Here is a 14,371-nt window from a genome sequence, read left to right as displayed (position 1 = left end):
GCTCGGGGATGCGCGCCGTCTTGCCGGCAAGGCCGGGCGGTTCGCCTGAGAACACGACCTCCACGCCGCTATCGGCGGCAATGGCCCGCGTCGCCTGCGTCACCGCGCGCTTGAACGGATCGAGGGGCGCCTCTTTCCGTTTCGGTCCAGACATAGGGGTTATCCTTGGACGGGGTGATCCTGCGCCTATCCTGCAGGCTTGGCGTCAGCTCAACGCGACATTGGCGGTGGACTCGGGCAAGTCCTCGCCGAAACAGCGCTGATAGAATTCGGCGATCAAACCGCGCTCCAACTCGTCGCACTTGTTGAGGAAGGATAGCGAAAAGGCGGTGCCGACATCGCCGAAGATCTCCGTGTTCTCGGCCCAGGTGATCACCGTGCGCGGGCTCATGACCGTGGACAGATCACCATTCATGAACGCGTTCCGGGTCAGCTCGGCCAGGCGGACCATGTTCGACACGATCTTGCGGCCCTCTTCGGTGTTGTAGGACTTGACCTTCGACACAACGATTTCGAGCTCGTCGTCATGCGGCAGGTAGTTCAGGGTTGCGACGATGGACCAGCGGTCCATCTGGCCTTGGTTGATCTGCTGCGTGCCATGATAGAGGCCGCTGGTATCGCCGAGGCCGATCGTGTTCGTGGTGGCGAACAGGCGGAAGGCGGGATGCGGCCGGATGACCTTCGATTGGTCGAGCAGCGTCAGCTTGCCGGACACCTCCAGCACGCGCTGGATCACGAACATCACGTCAGGGCGGCCCGCATCGTATTCGTCGAAGCACAGCGCCGTGTTGGTCTGCAGCGCGTAGGGGAGGATGCCCTCGCGGAACTCGGTCACCTGCTGACCGTCCTTGATGACGATCGCGTCCTTGCCCACGAGGTCGATCCGGCTCACATGGCTGTCGAGATTGATACGGATGCACGGCCAGTTGAGCCGCGCGGCTACCTGCTCGATATGCGTGGATTTGCCGGTGCCGTGATAGCCCTGGATCATGACGCGTCGGTTGTGCTTGAAGCCGGCAAGGATGGCCAGGGTCACGTCGCGGTTGAAGAGATAGTCCGGGTCGACATCGGGGACATGCTCGTCGGATTGGGAGTAAGCCGGGACCTCGAGATCGGTATCGATACCGAAGACCTGGCGCACGGAGACCGACATGTCCGGGACACCGGCGTCGTTCGTCGCTATATCAAATGTCATGGTCGATGATGAGCCTTTATTAGTTATGGGCGCGCATCGCGTCTCAAGGACGGCGCCGGAATCCTCCGCAAAGTGACGATTTTGCGAGAATATGGTGGCGCAGGTTATGCGAGCCCCATTTGCCTTAGATAATTATAGGCTTGGATGACTTCACGCAACTTGTCCTCGGAGGACCGGTCGCCGTTGTTGTGATCCGGGTGAAGCCGTTTCACCAGCTCCTTGAACCGCGTTTTGATGTCGTGCTTGGTGGCGTCGTCATCCAAGTTGAGCTGGCGCAGTGCTTTGCGCTCGAGACGCTTTATAGGCCGGCGGACCTTACCCGGCGCTTCGCTTGCGGGAGCCTTCTCGCCGAACAGGCCATGCGGGTCGGCGGTCTCAAACCGGTGCCCATAGCCGCCGCGCTGCCCCCGGCCGCGCCCTTTGGTCTTGCCATGGGCATTTACGCCGACGAACCATGTGGGCCGGTCGCCGACCTGATCCGCCTTCTGCTGGGCGACCACGTCTTCGTCCGGCACGCCGGAGAAGTAGTTGTAGCCCTTGTTGTATGCGCGCACGTGATCGATGCAGTAGCGGTGGTACTGGCCTTCGAGCCCGCGCCCCTTCGGGGCCGGGTAGAGCCCAGGCTGGTCGCACCCCTCCCACTCGCATTTGGGCGAGGAATCGCGCAGCAAGCGGTTCTCGTCGGGTTTGACGCGCAGGTGGTCGAATATTTTTGAATCGAGTTTCATGAGACTGGCATTATGGGAATCGATATTGGGCACAACAAGGATGGCTCGACGATGACAATGGCGATACTCTGGACGATTATGCGCGTTTGACAGTACTACTGCGGTGTGTCGCGCAAACCATCCTTCCACGGGATTGCTTCCGTGCCATTAAGAGTGCCAAGCCGAATGACTGTCGAACAGAGCATCCGAGAAAAATTGAATGCCGCCTTTTCGCCCGAGGCAGTACAGGTCGTCAATGAGTCCCATAAGCACGCCGGCCATGCCGGCTCGCCAGGCACCGGTGAAAGCCACTTCGCCGTGCGTGTGGTGTCCGGCGCCTTCGCTGGCAAGTCGCGGCTGGAGCGTCACCGCATGGTGAATAATGTGCTGGCCGATGAACTGGCGGGTAAAATTCATGCCCTTGCGGTAACCGCGCTGTCGTCCGCCGATGCGGAAAAGAAAACGGCTTAAAGCCCATTAGGATCCGGTCTTGGTGTTCGACTTGTCTGCCGTCTTGCCTTCCGGCTCGATCTTGCCGTGCGGCTCGCTCAAGGGGACGACCCTGAGGCGTGTGATGCGGTTGCGGTGGCGCCTCAGTACCTCGAACCGGAAGCCGTGAAAGTTGAAGGTCTGTCCGGGGTTGGGGATGGTTTGGGCCTCGTGGATGACGAGTCCGGCAACCGTGGTGGCTTCTTCGTCCGGCAGATCCCAATCCATAAGCCGGTTCACGTCGCGGATGGGCACGAGACCTTCGACCATGAGCGAGCCGTCCGCTTGCGGGTGCGCGTCCGTGGCGGGCACGTCCGTCTCATCGGTGATGTCGCCGACGATCTCCTCGATAATGTCTTCCAGCGTGAGGAGGCCCATCACCTCGCCGTACTCGTCCACGACGATGGAGAAATGGTTCTTACGTTTCAGGAATGCCGCAAGCTGCGCCTTCAGGGCGGTCGTGTCGGGAACGAACCAGGGCGGAGTCGCAAGCGCCATCACGTCTATCTTGCTGACGTCGCCCCGTGAATCGCGCAGGGCCTGCAGCAGCGTTCTGGCGTGAAGAATGCCGACGATCTCCTCGCGTTCGCCCTTCCAGAGCGGCAGGCGCGTATGCGAACTCCGGAGCGCCTGATCGATAATCTCCGCCGGCGGGAGTTCCGCGTCGATGGCCACCATCTTGGTCCGGTGCACCATGATGTCGGACACGTCGAGGTCGCGCAGGTCGAGTACGCCGCCCAGCATGTCGCGGTCGCCCTTCACCACGCCGCCTTCCTTATGGTGCAGCTCGATGGCGCCACGGATCTCCTCATGGGCTGCTAGGACGTCCGCATCATCGTCGATACTCGAACCGAAGAGGCGCAAGGTGTGGCGCACGAGGAATTGGAGCGCGGCCGTCACGGGCGCCAGCAGAGCGACCAGAATTTTCAAGGCGGGGGCGACGGAAAGGGCCATGCGGTCCGCGTTCAGGATCGCGTATGTCTTGGGCAGGACCTCGGCGAAAACCACCACCAGAGCGGTCATGACAAGGGTGGCGTAGACCACGCCCGCCTCGCCGAAGATGGTCAAGAACAGGCTCGTGGTGAGCGCCGAGGCGGCAATGTTGACGAGATTGTTTCCTAAGAGTAGCGCCCCGATCAGGCGCTCGCGGGAATCCAGCAGGCGGTTGACGAGGCCCGCACGTGCAACTCCGTCTTCTTCGAGCGCGTGCATGCGCGCCCGGCTCGCCGCCGTCAGGGCTGTCTCCGAGCCGGAGAAAAAAGCCGAGACAATGAGAAGGCCGACGATCGCGCCAAGCGTCAGTCCCAAGGCCAGGGTCATTGCGCCGCGCACTCCCGCTGCAAGAAGTCCGTCAGCTCCGACATGGAAACCTCGTTCTCGACGAACGCCTCGCCAATTCCGCGGGCCAGTACGAGAACCATCTTGCCGCCCTTGACCTTCTTGTCTTGTGCCATGAGCCGCAGCATTTCACCGGGTGTCGGTTTGTCGCCGGGGATCGTGGAGATCTCCGTCGGCAGCCCTACAGCCCTGAAATGAGCTTCTGTCCGCGCGGCATCTTCGGCAGAGCAGAGGTCTCGCTCGACCGAGTAGGCGAAGGCCTGGCGCATGCCGATGGATATGGCTTCGCCATGCAGCAAACGGTCCGAAAAGCCGGCGAACGCCTCCAGCGCATGGCCGAATGTGTGACCGAGATTGAGGAGGGCGCGTTTGCCGTTGACCTCGAATTCGTCCTCCATGACGATGCTCGCCTTGGCGCGGGCGCTCGTCTCCACGGCATGACGGCGCTTGGCCGTATCGCCGGAGAAGATGTCCTGCCAATTGTCCTCGAGCCAGGCCAAGAAGAGCGCGTCCCCGAGCAGGCCGTATTTGGCGACCTCTGCGTAACCCGCGCGGAACTCGCGTTCGCTCAAGGTCGAGAGAACGGAAATGTCGGACAGGACGAGGCTCGGCTGGTGAAACGTGCCGATCAGGTTCTTCCCTTGCTTGGTGTCGATGCCCGTCTTGCCGCCGATGGCCGAGTCGACTTGGGCCAGCAGCGTCGTCGGCATCTGCACTACCCGAACGCCACGCCTGAGGATCGATCCGGCGAAGCCTGCAAGGTCGCCGACAACGCCCCCGCCAAAGGCAATCACGCAATCGCCCCGCTCGACGCCGAGTTCGAGAAGCGTCTCGCTCAGCTTCGCCAGCACGGGAAAGCTCTTGCTCGCTTCCCCGGGAGCGACGACGGCTGACCCGAGGAACAGCCCTTCGGCTTCGAGGCTGGCCTTGAGCGGCGCAAGATGCAGCGCCGCCACATTGGCATCGCTTACCACCGCAAAGCGAGCTCCCGGCAGCAACGCCTTCAAGCGTTGTCCGGCATTTGCGACGAGATCCTCGCCGATGACGATCGGATAGCCCCGGGAGGCCAGAGCCACCTCGATCTCGGTCTCGCTGCCGGTTGGTCCGCCGGTCTTTGTCTGTGCTTGCGCCACGGTCTTTGTATTCCTCACTGCGCCTTCACGGGGCCGCCGGCCGGTCCAGCTGGGCCGTCTGGCTCGAGCCGGGCCGAAAGCGCATCGACAATATTGCTCACCATGACCTCATGGGGGACTTCCCGGCTCTGCACGGTGATGTCCGCTTGGCCGTAGACGGGGTTCCGCTGAGCCATCAGCTTTTTCATCGCGGTCTCGGGATCGTCCACTTGCAACAAAGGCCTGTTGTCCCGGCGTCCTACACGTTTCATGAGCAGACGCAAGTTGGCTTTGAGCCAGATCGAGATTCCGTTCGCTTTGACCGCGGCCCGGGTTTCGGGGTCCATATAGGCGCCCCCCCCGGTTGCCAGCACTTGCGGGCCATTTTTCAGGAGCCGCGCGATGACCTTCCGCTCGCCGGTCCGGAAGTAAGCCTCGCCGTGCTCGGCGAAAATCTCGCTGATGGTCTGGCCCGCAGCTGTCTCGATTTCGCCGTCCGCATCCGTGAAAGGCAGGTTGAGGGAGGCGGCCAGCCGCCGGCCCACCGCCGACTTGCCAGCGCCCATCAGCCCGATCAGGACGAGCGAGTTCGTCCCCAGAGATCGACGGATTTCCGCCAGTTGCTGGTCGCGGTCTCTAATTTGTTTGGCAATACGTTGAGTCATTGGCAGGAGAGGTTAATAAGGGGCATGCTGACAGGGTGTCGTCGAATCGTCCATGATGCGAATTGCAAGGGGTTAAAGTGCTGCGGCGTTTTGAGTCATAATGCGGCCCTGTTAGAAATTGGTCGATAAGTAGGAACACGAGCGCCCCGATGCCAACATTGATTCGTTTCCTCGCGGTCTTAGGGACGATCGCCGGTGTCGTCGCTGGAAGCCTTTATGTGCTTGCTGAGTATTTTCAGCCAGAGCCAAAAGAAATCTCCAAGGCCTTGCGCAACCTCAAGGCCGAGCCGCGTGCCGTGGCACCCAAGGCGGCCACCGCCCAGGAGCCATCCATCGCCCTGCCTCCGAGCCATCGCGCCCAATAGGCGTTTTTCATCGCCTGCCGGGCTGTCATCGACCTGGGTGAAAGGGTAACCGTGGCGCGTTCGACCCCATCCTTGAGCTCTGCGTCGTCCTCTGAACTGTCGCTGTTTATCGAAATGCTCATGGCCGAGCGCGGCGCGGCCTCCCACACGGTCTCCGCCTATGCGCGCGATCTATCGGACTTTCTGACCTTTCTGGCCACGAAAAAGACTGCCGCGGCCGCCGCATCAGCGGACCACGTGCGGGCCTATCTCGAAGTCTTGGCGGCCGACGGGCTGGCCCCGACGTCCCGCGCCCGCAAGTTGTCGGCCATCCGGCAGTTCTTCCGGTTCCTGCTGGCAGAGGGGGTGCGCACGGACGATCCCACCTCGGCGATCGACAGCCCCAAGCGGGGGCGCCCTTTGCCAAAAGTGTTGTCGCTGGCCGAGGTCGAGACCCTGATCGGGACGGCCAAGGAGGCCTGCGCTTCGGCTCCGGACGGCTCGCCGCGCCGGCGCGCCTACCGGCTCAACGCGCTCCTGGAAACACTCTACGCCTCGGGTCTGCGGGTTTCCGAACTCGTGGCGCTCCCGCGCAATGTTCTCGCGGTGGATGACCGGGTCCTGACCATCAAGGGTAAGGGCGCGCGCGAGCGGCTCGTGCCGCTGAACGATGTGGCCCGGGAGGCGCTGTCGGCTTATCTCGGGGTGATGGCACAGGAACCAGCGCTCAAGGCCTCGCCTTTTCTGTTCCCCACCGGGGACGGGGGACAGCACATGACCCGCCAGCGGCTAGGCCAGGAGCTCAAAACCCTGGCGCTGGAGGCGGGTCTGGATCCCGCTCGCGTCTCGCCGCATGTCTTGCGTCACGCCTTTGCCAGCCATCTGCTCGAACGGGGCGCCAATTTGCGGACCGTGCAGCAATTGCTGGGGCATGCGGATATCTCCACCACGCAAATCTACACCCATGTGATCGAGGAGCGGCTGCGGCGCCTGGTGGAGGAGCACCATCCGCTAGCCAAGGTGAAGTTAACGAAGCCGCGCTAGAGTCTTTGCGTCCGGGAAGACAAAAGGTCCCGGTTGACAGGACATGGCCGTAAGGCCACTTAGAGCCGGATCTCGGTTGTTTTCCCTTTTGTCGCATGGATGCCCTGCTTGTGTTGTAAGGATGCCTTGAAATAGGGCTGTTTTGTATTTCCAACGGGTTTAGTCGGGCTGCATGCGGACATATCTCGATTTCGAAAAACCGATCGCGGAGCTTGAAAGCAAGGTCGCCGAGCTCAAGGCCCTTGCGACGGACGACGATTCCGTGCCGATCATCGAAGAGCTGACGCGCCTTGAGATCAAAGCGCGCGAGGCTCTTGTGGAGACCTACGCCAAGCTGACTCCCTGGCAGAAAACCCAGGTAGCGCGCCACCCCGATCGGCCGCATTTCACCCATTACGTCCAGGATCTGGTGCGTGATTTTACCCCAATGGCGGGCGACCGCTACTTCGCCGAGGACGAGGCGATCATCGGCGGGATCGGCCGGCTTGCGGGTCGTTCGGTCATGGTGATCGGGCACGAGAAGGGGTCCAATACCGAGGGGCGTATCAAGCACAATTTCGGCATGGCCCGGCCCGAAGGCTATCGCAAGGCGGTGCGCTTGATGGAGATGGCCGACCGGTTCTCCCTGCCGGTGGTGAGCCTGGTGGATACGGCGGGCGCCTATCCCGGCATCGGGGCCGAAGAGCGCGGCCAGGCCGAGGCAATCGCCCGGAGCACGGCGTGCTGTATGCGGCTCAGCGTGCCCGTCGTTTCGCTGGTCATCGGCGAGGGTGGCTCGGGTGGTGCGGTTGCGCTCGCCACGGCCAACCGGATCTTCATGCTGGAGCACTCGATCTACACGGTCGCTTCGCCGGAGGCCGCCGCGTCCATCCTTTGGCGGGATTCGTCTCGCGCCCAGGATGCGGCCACGAACATGAAGATCACCGCCCAGGACCTGAAGGACCTCGGGATCGTCGACGGAATCATTCCCGAGCCGGTGGGCGGAGCGCATCGGGACCCGCAAAGCATCTTGCAGGCGGCAGGGGACGTCATCGTCAACGCCATTGCCGAGTTCGATGACTACACGCCCGATCAGATCCGGAAAGAACGTCGCGAAAAGTTCTTGGCCATCGGTCGCGACGCCTAATTTGGCGCATCGGCGCATGGCCTTTCTGGCTTGGCATGCCCTCAGAAGTCTCTTTTCGGTCCAAATACGGGCCGATAAGCCTATAGTCTGTATGGTGTCGGGCCGTGGGGACGGTCTGGCGGCGGTAGGGCTAACGCTCTGTTAACCATGCTGAACTGAACTCGGCCGGTGGTGCAAAAGGGCTCGCCGAATGCGTCGTTCTAGGGTCGTCACGGCCATTTTGTGGGCAGGCGTGGTCGTGTTGGCGGCCGCGGTGTCAGGCTGTGGGGCCTACTATCCGCCGCATATGCGGCCGCTGTCGTCTAAGACGCGCGCGCTGTTGGCCGAGAAGGGCATGACTGCGTCCCAGCCCATCCTCATTCGCGTCTTCAAATCCGAATCCGAGCTCGAAGTCTGGAAGAAGAAGGATGACGGGCATTTCTACCATTTGAAGACCTATCCGATCTGCAATTTCTCAGGCGGTCTGGGCCCCAAACTGAAGCAAGGGGATTTGCAGGCGCCTGAGGGCTTCTACGTGGTCAACAAGAAGCGGCTGAACCCGAAGAGCCGTTACCACCTGTCCTTCAACATCGGATATCCGAACGCCCTCGATCGGTCGCTGAAGCGCACCGGCGCCAACCTCATGGTTCATGGCGAGTGCAAGTCCCGCGGCTGTTACGCGATGACCGATGCGGTAATCGAAGAGATCTACGCGCTGGCCGTGGAGGCTTTTGCCGGCGGGCAAGAAAAATTCCAGGTCCACGCCTTTCCGTTCCGGATGACGACAGCCAACCTGGCGGCACACACCGACAGCTCTTGGTTCGACTTCTGGCTCAATCTGAAGGACGGCTATGACTATTTCCAGGTCACCCGTCTTGAGCCGACCCTTGCCGTGTGCGGTGGGCGCTATGTGGTCAACGGCGCGTTTCCGGCCGGGAAGTATCCCAACCCGAAACGGGCGTGCCCGCGCTACAGCAAGCTGCCGATGGTAGCCTTCAAGCCCAAGAGTCAAGGGCGGGCCGTTGCCGAGTCCTCGCTGGCCAAGCCTCTCGGCAGTATCATGGATCTGCACTTCGGCGAGATCACCCCTGTCTACAACGTGATGACGCTCGGGCCCGCTACGCCGGACTTAAAAGCGAAGGGGCAAAAACAGGCGGCGAACGGCAAGAAAGAGAAGATCGCGCAGCGCGCCCCGTAGCTGCTTCTGGCACACGTCACCCAATCCAATCATTAAACAAATATATTTAATAACGTCTACGGCCCTGTCACAATACAATTGTGTTGAATATGAGGGTTAGCACGATGGTTCGGCAGACACGAGCGGATCTGGACAAGGTCTTTACGGCACTGGCTGATCCCACAAGGCGCGCGATCCTCGCGCGTCTTGCGCAGGGCGACGCCTATGTGACGGAGCTTAGCGAGCCTCACGACATGTCCTTTGCGGCGGTCTCCCGGCACATTCAGGTCTTGGAGACCGCCGGCCTCGCCCGCCGGACCAAGGAGGGGCGGAAAATCCGCTGCCGCTTCAATCCGAGCCCCCTGAACAAAGCCGAAGATTGGATCACGCGTCAGAAGCGCTTCTGGGAATGCACGCTCGATCGCTTGGGCGATATCTTGAAAGGAGACGGCGCATGATCGAACGAACCGTAGAAACGGGCGGTCGCGACTCGATTGAGGTCCGGCGGCGTTACGCCGTGCCGCGGGAGTGCGTCATCGATGCGTTTTGATCCGGCGCCGCGCTCGAGAAGTGATTTGCGCCGGATGCCGGGATTGCGATCGCGATCGATCGGTTCGATTTTCGGGAGGGTGGCCGTTTTCGCATTCGCTACCAAATGCCAAGTGACCAACGGCTCGTGGTCAGCGCCATGGTGACGGCTCGCCGTGCCCGCCTTGGCGGTATTCAGTTCGGTGATGCGGACGACGATGTCCTGCGCCGCCGTATTCGCGCTCACGCGAACTTTGTCGAGAGCGCGCCGATGAACATTCTCGGGGTCGGCCTGCTGGAGCTCGCGGCGCGCCGAGTGCTCTTTTGTGGGGGTTTGCCGCCGTGTTCTTGATCGGGCGTTTCCTCCACATGTCCATGCGCAACCCTTGGATTGGACTTTTCTCTATCATAACGCAGCACATGATCTGCCTCTGGGCAGGCGGGTGGCTCCTGTACCACGCGCTGTTCGCGGCCTAGCTGGTTAAGCAGCGCAGACTTGGTGCAGTTGCGTGCGCCACGACAACCTAAGATTCCCGATTGGCCCTGGAGGCGCGCGACGACGAAGGACGTTGCCGCATTTCGTTTCGTTTTTGCGGGTAGATGAAGCAGCATACGGTCCTTGCATCGGGTAGCCGGTTCATTTCCGGCCTTGAGAGTTGACGATGGTGCGGTTTCTTTTCGTTTCGATCCTATTGGCGGCGCTCGTCGGCGGGGCCTACTACCTTTTCACGCCCGATGGACGGCAGCTCATCGATCGCCTCACGGTCAACTGGGATCGCAAGGAGAACCGTGGGCATTTTCACGCCGGGAGGCCCTTGCCGGGGACACCTGACCTCAACCACTTTTCCGCGCGGATGGCGGCGGCCGGCGTCAAGCCCGGGATGCCTATTCACTTGCGCATCTACAAGCTCGAGTCGGAGATCGAGCTGTGGGTGCAAAAGGGCGGTCACTTCGAGCGCTTTGCCACCTATCCGATCTGCATGTGGTCGGGGCGCCTTGGACCGAAGCTGAAAGAGGGCGACCGTCAGGCTCCCGAGGGCTTCTATACGGTGGACAAGGACGCGCTCAATCCCAACAGCGTCGAACATCTGTCCTTCAATTTGGGCTTTCCCAATGTCTACGATCGGAGCAAAGGCCGCACGGGCTCGTTTCTGATGGTGCATGGCGGCTGCGCGTCAATCGGCTGCTATGCCGTGACGAACGGTGTCGTCGACGAGCTCTGGGCGTTCGTCACCGCGGCGCTGGACAACGGCCAAGCGCGCATTCCCGTCCATGCCTTTCCGTTCCGAATGACCGACAAGAATCTGCGACTGCGGTCCGGAGACAAATGGGCGCCGTTCTGGGCGAACTTGAAGGCCGGCCACGACCTGTTTGACCGCGATGGGGTGCCGCCAAAGGTCAGCGTCTGCGAAGGCCGCTACGTGTTCGAGCAAGGCTCGCAGGGCACCGTTGACAGCCTCGTCGAGGATCGTTGTCGCGGTGCGATTGCAGAGGACAGTTAGCGCAGTAGCCGGTGGGCTAGATCGGCCAGAAATACAGAATGAGCGGCGTGCCGGCGAGCAGGACGATGATGGAGAGCGGCAGGCCGAGCCGCCAATAGTCACTGAAGTGATAGCCGCCGGGCCCCATCACCAGCGTGTTGCATTGGTGGCCGATGGGTGTGAGGAAATCGCACGCAGCCCCGATCGCGACCGCCATCAGGAAGGCATCGGGGCTATAGCCCAGATTGCTGGCGAAGCTCGCCGCGATGGGCGCCATGACGAGCACGGTGGCGGCGTTGTTGAGGAAGGGCGTCACCGCCATGGCCGCGGCCATGAGCAGGAGCAGGGCCCCGTATGCGGGCAGATTGGAGGCGGTTTCCGACAGCCAGGCCGCGATGAGATCGGTACCGCCGGTGGTGCGGAGCGCATCACTGACGGGGATCAGTGCGCCCAGCATGACGAGAATGGGCCATTCGACGACGTCATAGGCCTCACGCAGCGATAAGGCGCGGAGCAGGATCAGAACTACGGCGGCGGCGAAGAAGGCGATGGCGACGGGCACGATGCTGAAGGCGACGAGCCCCATGGCGACGGCCAGCACGGCGAGGGGCAGGAGGCTGCCCCGCCGCCCCATACGCAAGTCCCGCTCGGCCAGCGGCAGAAGGTGCAACTCCCCCAACGTCTCGGGCATCGTGGTCATATTGCCTTGGAGCACGACCACGTCGCCGGCGCGCAGTTTCACCGAGCGCAGCCGGTTGGCGATGCGCCGCCCGGTGCGGCTCACGGCCAGAAGATCCATGCCATGGCGGTCGGCTAATTTCAGCTGGCCCACCGAATAGCCGATCAGTTCGGAATCGGGCGTGATCACCGCCTCCATGATGCCGATCTCGTCGGTCGGAGTATCGGTGCTCCCTTTGCCGTTTTCGTGACGCACCAGCGTGAGCTTTTCCAAGGCCACCAGACGCTCGAGGGCGGAGGGTTCTCCGCGCAGGATCAAGACGTCGTCCGGCTTAATCAAGCTGTTGCCCGCCGGATCGAAGCGGCGTGTGGTTCCCCGAATGAGGGTGATGACTTCTACGTCGCCTTCGCTGAGGTCCTCGAGGGCTTTCACCGTGATATTGGCGGCGGGGGAGTCTTTGGGAACGGCGACCTCGGTCGTGTAGCCCTCGAGCGTGAAGGCCGCGTCCATGGACACGGTGCCCTTGCGGTCTTTGGGCAGAAGCCGCCAGCCGAACAGCAAGAACACGAACCCGATGAGAGAAAGGCAGGCGCCGACAGGGGCGAAGTCGAACATCTCGAAGGGCTGACCGAGGGTCTGCTCGCGCACGCGGCTGACGATGATATTGGGCGAGGTGCCGATCAGCGTCACGGTGCCGCCGAGAAGCGCACCGAACGACATGGGCATCAATAGGGACGATGGTGAGGTCCCCGTCCGGCGGGCGACCTGAAACGCTACCGGCATCAACATTGCCAGCGCGCCGATATTCTTCACGAAGCCGGACATCACCGTGACCGAGCCGACCAGGGCCGCGATCTGCCGGTACACGGTGGTGAGGTAGGGGCCGAACTGACGCACGATCCGCTCGATCACCCCGGACCGCCCGACCGCGGCGCTCACGATCAACGCGCTCGCCACGATGATGACGATGTCGTCGCTGAATCCGGAGAAGGCCTTCTCGGGCGGGACAATGCCGGCGGCGATGGTGGCCAGCAGTGCCAGAAGCGCCACCACGTCGTAGCGCAGGCGCCCCCAGATGAAGAGCCCCATCATGCCGACGACGATGGAGAAGGCGAGCGCTTGGTCGACCGTCATGGCGTTCTCGCCCCCCTAAAGACCTTCGCCGCACCGCGCCATTGGTACGCCGGTTTCAATCCGACGTGCGCGCGCTAGAACGCCCCGTGGCAGTGCTTGTATTTCTTGCCCGAACCGCACGGGCAGGGCGCGTTGCGCTGAACCTTGCCCCAGGTCGACGGGTCTGCCGGATCGAGCGCCACCGCGGCGGCCTTGCGGGTACGCACGGGCGCGGCGCCGCCGGAAGCCGGAGCGGCCTCCGCGGTTTCGAGTGCGAATTCGTCCTGCCCCGTTGTGGGGTCGACGTGATGGACCTCCATGGGCGGCAGGTCGGCAATGTCCAAGGACGGTGCATCGGACTCATGGGCGATTTCTGCATGCATGATCTGCCCGGTTACCGCCTCGCGCAGGCGCGAGAGCATCTGCTCGAACAGGGTGAAGCTTTCGCTCTTGAACTCGTTGAGCGGGTCGCGCTGGCCATAGCCGCGCAGGCCAATGACCTGGCGCAGATGCTCCAGGGTCACCAGGTGTTCGCGCCACAAACTATCGAGAGTCTGCAGCAGTACCGCGCGCTCGAGCTGGCGCATGGTCTGCGAGCCGAACTGCCCCGCCTTTTTGGCCGCGGCTTCGTCGGTCGCCTTGAGCAGCCGTTCATGGATCTCGGCCTCGGCGATACCTTCCTCGTCCGCCCAGTCGCCCACAGGCAGGTCCAGCCCGAATATGCTGTCGACTTTCTCTTTCAGACCCTCGAGATCCCATTGTTCAGGATAGGATTTCTCCGGAACGGCCTCGGCCACCAAATCGTCCACGACCTGATGGCGCATTTCCGCGATGGTCTCGTTGAGATCCTGGTCTGCCAGAAGCTCCCGGCGCTGCTCAAAGATCGCCTTGCGCTGATCGTTCATCACGTTGTCGAACTTCAGCAAGTTCTTGCGGATGTCGAAGTTGCGCGCCTCGACCTTGCCTTGCGCTTTTTCGAGGGCCTTGTTGATCCAAGGATGGACGATTGCCTCGCCGTCTTTGAGACCGAGCGCCTGAAGCATGCCGTCCATGCGTTCGGACCCGAAGATGCGCATCAGGTCGTCGTCCAGCGACAGGAAGAAGCGGGACGCGCCCGGATCGCCCTGGCGGCCGGAGCGGCCGCGCAATTGATTGTCGATACGGCGGCTCTCGTGGCGCTCGGTGCCGATCACGTAAAGACCGCCGGCATCAAGCGCCCTCTTCTTCTTGGCCTCGATATCGGTCTCGATCTCGGCGCGCTTCGCCTCGACCTCCTCCGGCGTCGGCTCCTTGCCCTTCACGCTCTGTTCCGTCTGCCAGTTCTCAAGGCGCATATCCAGATTGCCGCCGAGCTGGATGTCCGTTCCGCGGCCAGCCATATTGGTGGCGATGGT

The 14,371-nt window shown here is 62.3% G+C and carries 16 protein-coding genes; 8 read left to right on the top strand and 8 right to left on the bottom strand.

Going from position 1 to position 14,371, the window contains the following annotated elements:
* The 3 genes from WBQ77_RS11865 to WBQ77_RS11855 form a co-directional block, all read right to left on the bottom strand.
* A partial coding sequence (locus tag WBQ77_RS11865) for a hypothetical protein (RefSeq protein WP_424060429.1) occupies positions 1–154 on the bottom strand: 154 nt, incomplete at its 3' end.
* Positions 155–205: 51 nt separating this feature from the next.
* Positions 206–1,195: a cobaltochelatase subunit CobS gene (cobS, locus tag WBQ77_RS11860; RefSeq protein WP_424041745.1), complete on the bottom strand. Its 990-nt coding sequence runs from the start codon at positions 1,193–1,195 to the stop codon at positions 206–208.
* 104 nt (positions 1,196–1,299) lie between these two features.
* The gene (locus WBQ77_RS11855; RefSeq protein ID WP_424041743.1) at positions 1,300–1,923 is read right to left on the bottom strand and encodes a J domain-containing protein; all 624 of its coding nucleotides are present in this window, start codon (positions 1,921–1,923) and stop codon (positions 1,300–1,302) included.
* Between the two features lie 165 nt (positions 1,924–2,088).
* On the opposite strand from WBQ77_RS11855, the gene WBQ77_RS11850 reads away from it, so the two are divergent.
* Positions 2,089–2,373, top strand: coding sequence for a BolA family protein (locus tag WBQ77_RS11850; RefSeq protein ID WP_424060425.1), 285 nt, complete (start codon positions 2,089–2,091; stop codon positions 2,371–2,373).
* 6 nt (positions 2,374–2,379) lie between these two features.
* On the opposite strand, the gene WBQ77_RS11845 is transcribed toward WBQ77_RS11850, so the two are convergent.
* Genes WBQ77_RS11845 through WBQ77_RS11835 form a run of 3 tightly spaced genes read right to left on the bottom strand, consistent with a single transcriptional unit; the run spans position 2,380 to position 5,506 of the window.
* Entirely contained in the window at positions 2,380–3,711 is a 1,332-nt protein-coding gene (locus WBQ77_RS11845; RefSeq protein WP_424041739.1) for an HlyC/CorC family transporter, read from the bottom strand.
* Complete coding sequence (gene aroB, locus WBQ77_RS11840) at positions 3,708–4,880, bottom strand: 3-dehydroquinate synthase (protein WP_424060423.1); 1,173 nt, start codon at positions 4,878–4,880, stop codon at positions 3,708–3,710. Before aroB ends, WBQ77_RS11845 begins: the two co-directional genes overlap by 4 nt.
* On the bottom strand, positions 4,877–5,506 hold the full coding sequence (locus tag WBQ77_RS11835; RefSeq protein WP_424041736.1) for a shikimate kinase: 630 nt from the start codon (positions 5,504–5,506) through the stop codon (positions 4,877–4,879). Before WBQ77_RS11835 ends, aroB begins: the two co-directional genes overlap by 4 nt.
* A gap of 149 nt (positions 5,507–5,655) precedes the next feature.
* Here WBQ77_RS11835 and WBQ77_RS11830 point away from each other — a divergent pair, with 149 nt between their 5' ends.
* The 7 genes from WBQ77_RS11830 to WBQ77_RS11800 all read left to right on the top strand — a co-directional run bounded on the left by WBQ77_RS11830 (position 5,656) and on the right by WBQ77_RS11800 (position 11,206).
* Positions 5,656–5,871, top strand: coding sequence for a hypothetical protein (locus WBQ77_RS11830; RefSeq protein ID WP_424041734.1), 216 nt, complete (start codon positions 5,656–5,658; stop codon positions 5,869–5,871).
* Positions 5,872–5,943: 72 nt separating this feature from the next.
* On the top strand, positions 5,944–6,894 hold the full coding sequence (locus WBQ77_RS11825; protein WP_424060427.1) for a site-specific tyrosine recombinase XerD: 951 nt from the start codon (positions 5,944–5,946) through the stop codon (positions 6,892–6,894).
* A 172-nt stretch (positions 6,895–7,066) separates the two neighbouring features.
* Positions 7,067–8,020, top strand: a complete 954-nt coding sequence (locus WBQ77_RS11820) for an acetyl-CoA carboxylase carboxyltransferase subunit alpha (protein ID WP_424042859.1) — start codon at positions 7,067–7,069, stop codon at positions 8,018–8,020.
* A gap of 190 nt (positions 8,021–8,210) precedes the next feature.
* Positions 8,211–9,197: a L,D-transpeptidase family protein gene (locus WBQ77_RS11815; RefSeq protein ID WP_424060421.1), complete on the top strand. Its 987-nt coding sequence runs from the start codon at positions 8,211–8,213 to the stop codon at positions 9,195–9,197.
* A gap of 104 nt (positions 9,198–9,301) precedes the next feature.
* Entirely contained in the window at positions 9,302–9,634 is a 333-nt protein-coding gene (locus WBQ77_RS11810; protein WP_424042857.1) for an ArsR/SmtB family transcription factor, read from the top strand.
* Between the two features lie 197 nt (positions 9,635–9,831).
* A complete protein-coding gene (locus WBQ77_RS11805) occupies positions 9,832–10,056 on the top strand; it encodes an MAPEG family protein (protein ID WP_424042856.1) in 225 nt (74 codons plus the stop codon).
* Between the two features lie 310 nt (positions 10,057–10,366).
* Complete coding sequence (locus tag WBQ77_RS11800; protein ID WP_424042855.1) at positions 10,367–11,206, top strand: L,D-transpeptidase family protein; 840 nt, start codon at positions 10,367–10,369, stop codon at positions 11,204–11,206.
* 16 nt (positions 11,207–11,222) lie between these two features.
* Here WBQ77_RS11800 and WBQ77_RS11795 read toward each other — a convergent pair whose 3' ends face one another.
* Both WBQ77_RS11795 and WBQ77_RS11790 read right to left on the bottom strand, forming a co-directional pair.
* On the bottom strand, positions 11,223–12,998 hold the full coding sequence (locus WBQ77_RS11795) for an SLC13 family permease (RefSeq protein ID WP_424060418.1): 1,776 nt from the start codon (positions 12,996–12,998) through the stop codon (positions 11,223–11,225).
* Positions 12,999–13,072: 74 nt separating this feature from the next.
* On the bottom strand, positions 13,073–14,371 hold a 1,299-nt coding region (locus WBQ77_RS11790; protein ID WP_424060416.1), incomplete at its 5' end, for an SEC-C metal-binding domain-containing protein.

The organism is Methyloceanibacter sp., from assembly GCF_049590335.1.
Taxonomy (GTDB): Bacteria; Pseudomonadota; Alphaproteobacteria; order Rhizobiales; family Methyloligellaceae; genus Methyloceanibacter.
The sequence above is the reverse complement of the archived record's forward strand: the minus strand, read 5'-3'. Positions and strand labels throughout refer to the sequence as shown.

Coding starts and splice junctions, on each gene's coding strand:
- WBQ77_RS11810 (WP_424042857.1), top strand. CDS start 9,302: ATGGTTCGGCAGACACGAGCGGATCTGGACAAGGTCTTTACGGCACTG.
- WBQ77_RS11805 (WP_424042856.1), top strand. CDS start 9,832: ATGCCAAGTGACCAACGGCTCGTGGTCAGCGCCATGGTGACGGCTCGC.
- WBQ77_RS11800 (WP_424042855.1), top strand. CDS start 10,367: ATGGTGCGGTTTCTTTTCGTTTCGATCCTATTGGCGGCGCTCGTCGGC.
- WBQ77_RS11795 (WP_424060418.1), bottom strand. CDS start 12,998: ATGACGGTCGACCAAGCGCTCGCCTTCTCCATCGTCGTCGGCATGATG.
- WBQ77_RS11845 (WP_424041739.1), bottom strand. CDS start 3,711: ATGACCCTGGCCTTGGGACTGACGCTTGGCGCGATCGTCGGCCTTCTC.
- cobS (WP_424041745.1), bottom strand. CDS start 1,195: ATGACATTTGATATAGCGACGAACGACGCCGGTGTCCCGGACATGTCG.
- WBQ77_RS11855 (WP_424041743.1), bottom strand. CDS start 1,923: ATGAAACTCGATTCAAAAATATTCGACCACCTGCGCGTCAAACCCGAC.
- WBQ77_RS11815 (WP_424060421.1), top strand. CDS start 8,211: ATGCGTCGTTCTAGGGTCGTCACGGCCATTTTGTGGGCAGGCGTGGTC.
- WBQ77_RS11820 (WP_424042859.1), top strand. CDS start 7,067: ATGCGGACATATCTCGATTTCGAAAAACCGATCGCGGAGCTTGAAAGC.
- WBQ77_RS11835 (WP_424041736.1), bottom strand. CDS start 5,506: ATGACTCAACGTATTGCCAAACAAATTAGAGACCGCGACCAGCAACTG.
- WBQ77_RS11850 (WP_424060425.1), top strand. CDS start 2,089: ATGACTGTCGAACAGAGCATCCGAGAAAAATTGAATGCCGCCTTTTCG.
- WBQ77_RS11830 (WP_424041734.1), top strand. CDS start 5,656: ATGCCAACATTGATTCGTTTCCTCGCGGTCTTAGGGACGATCGCCGGT.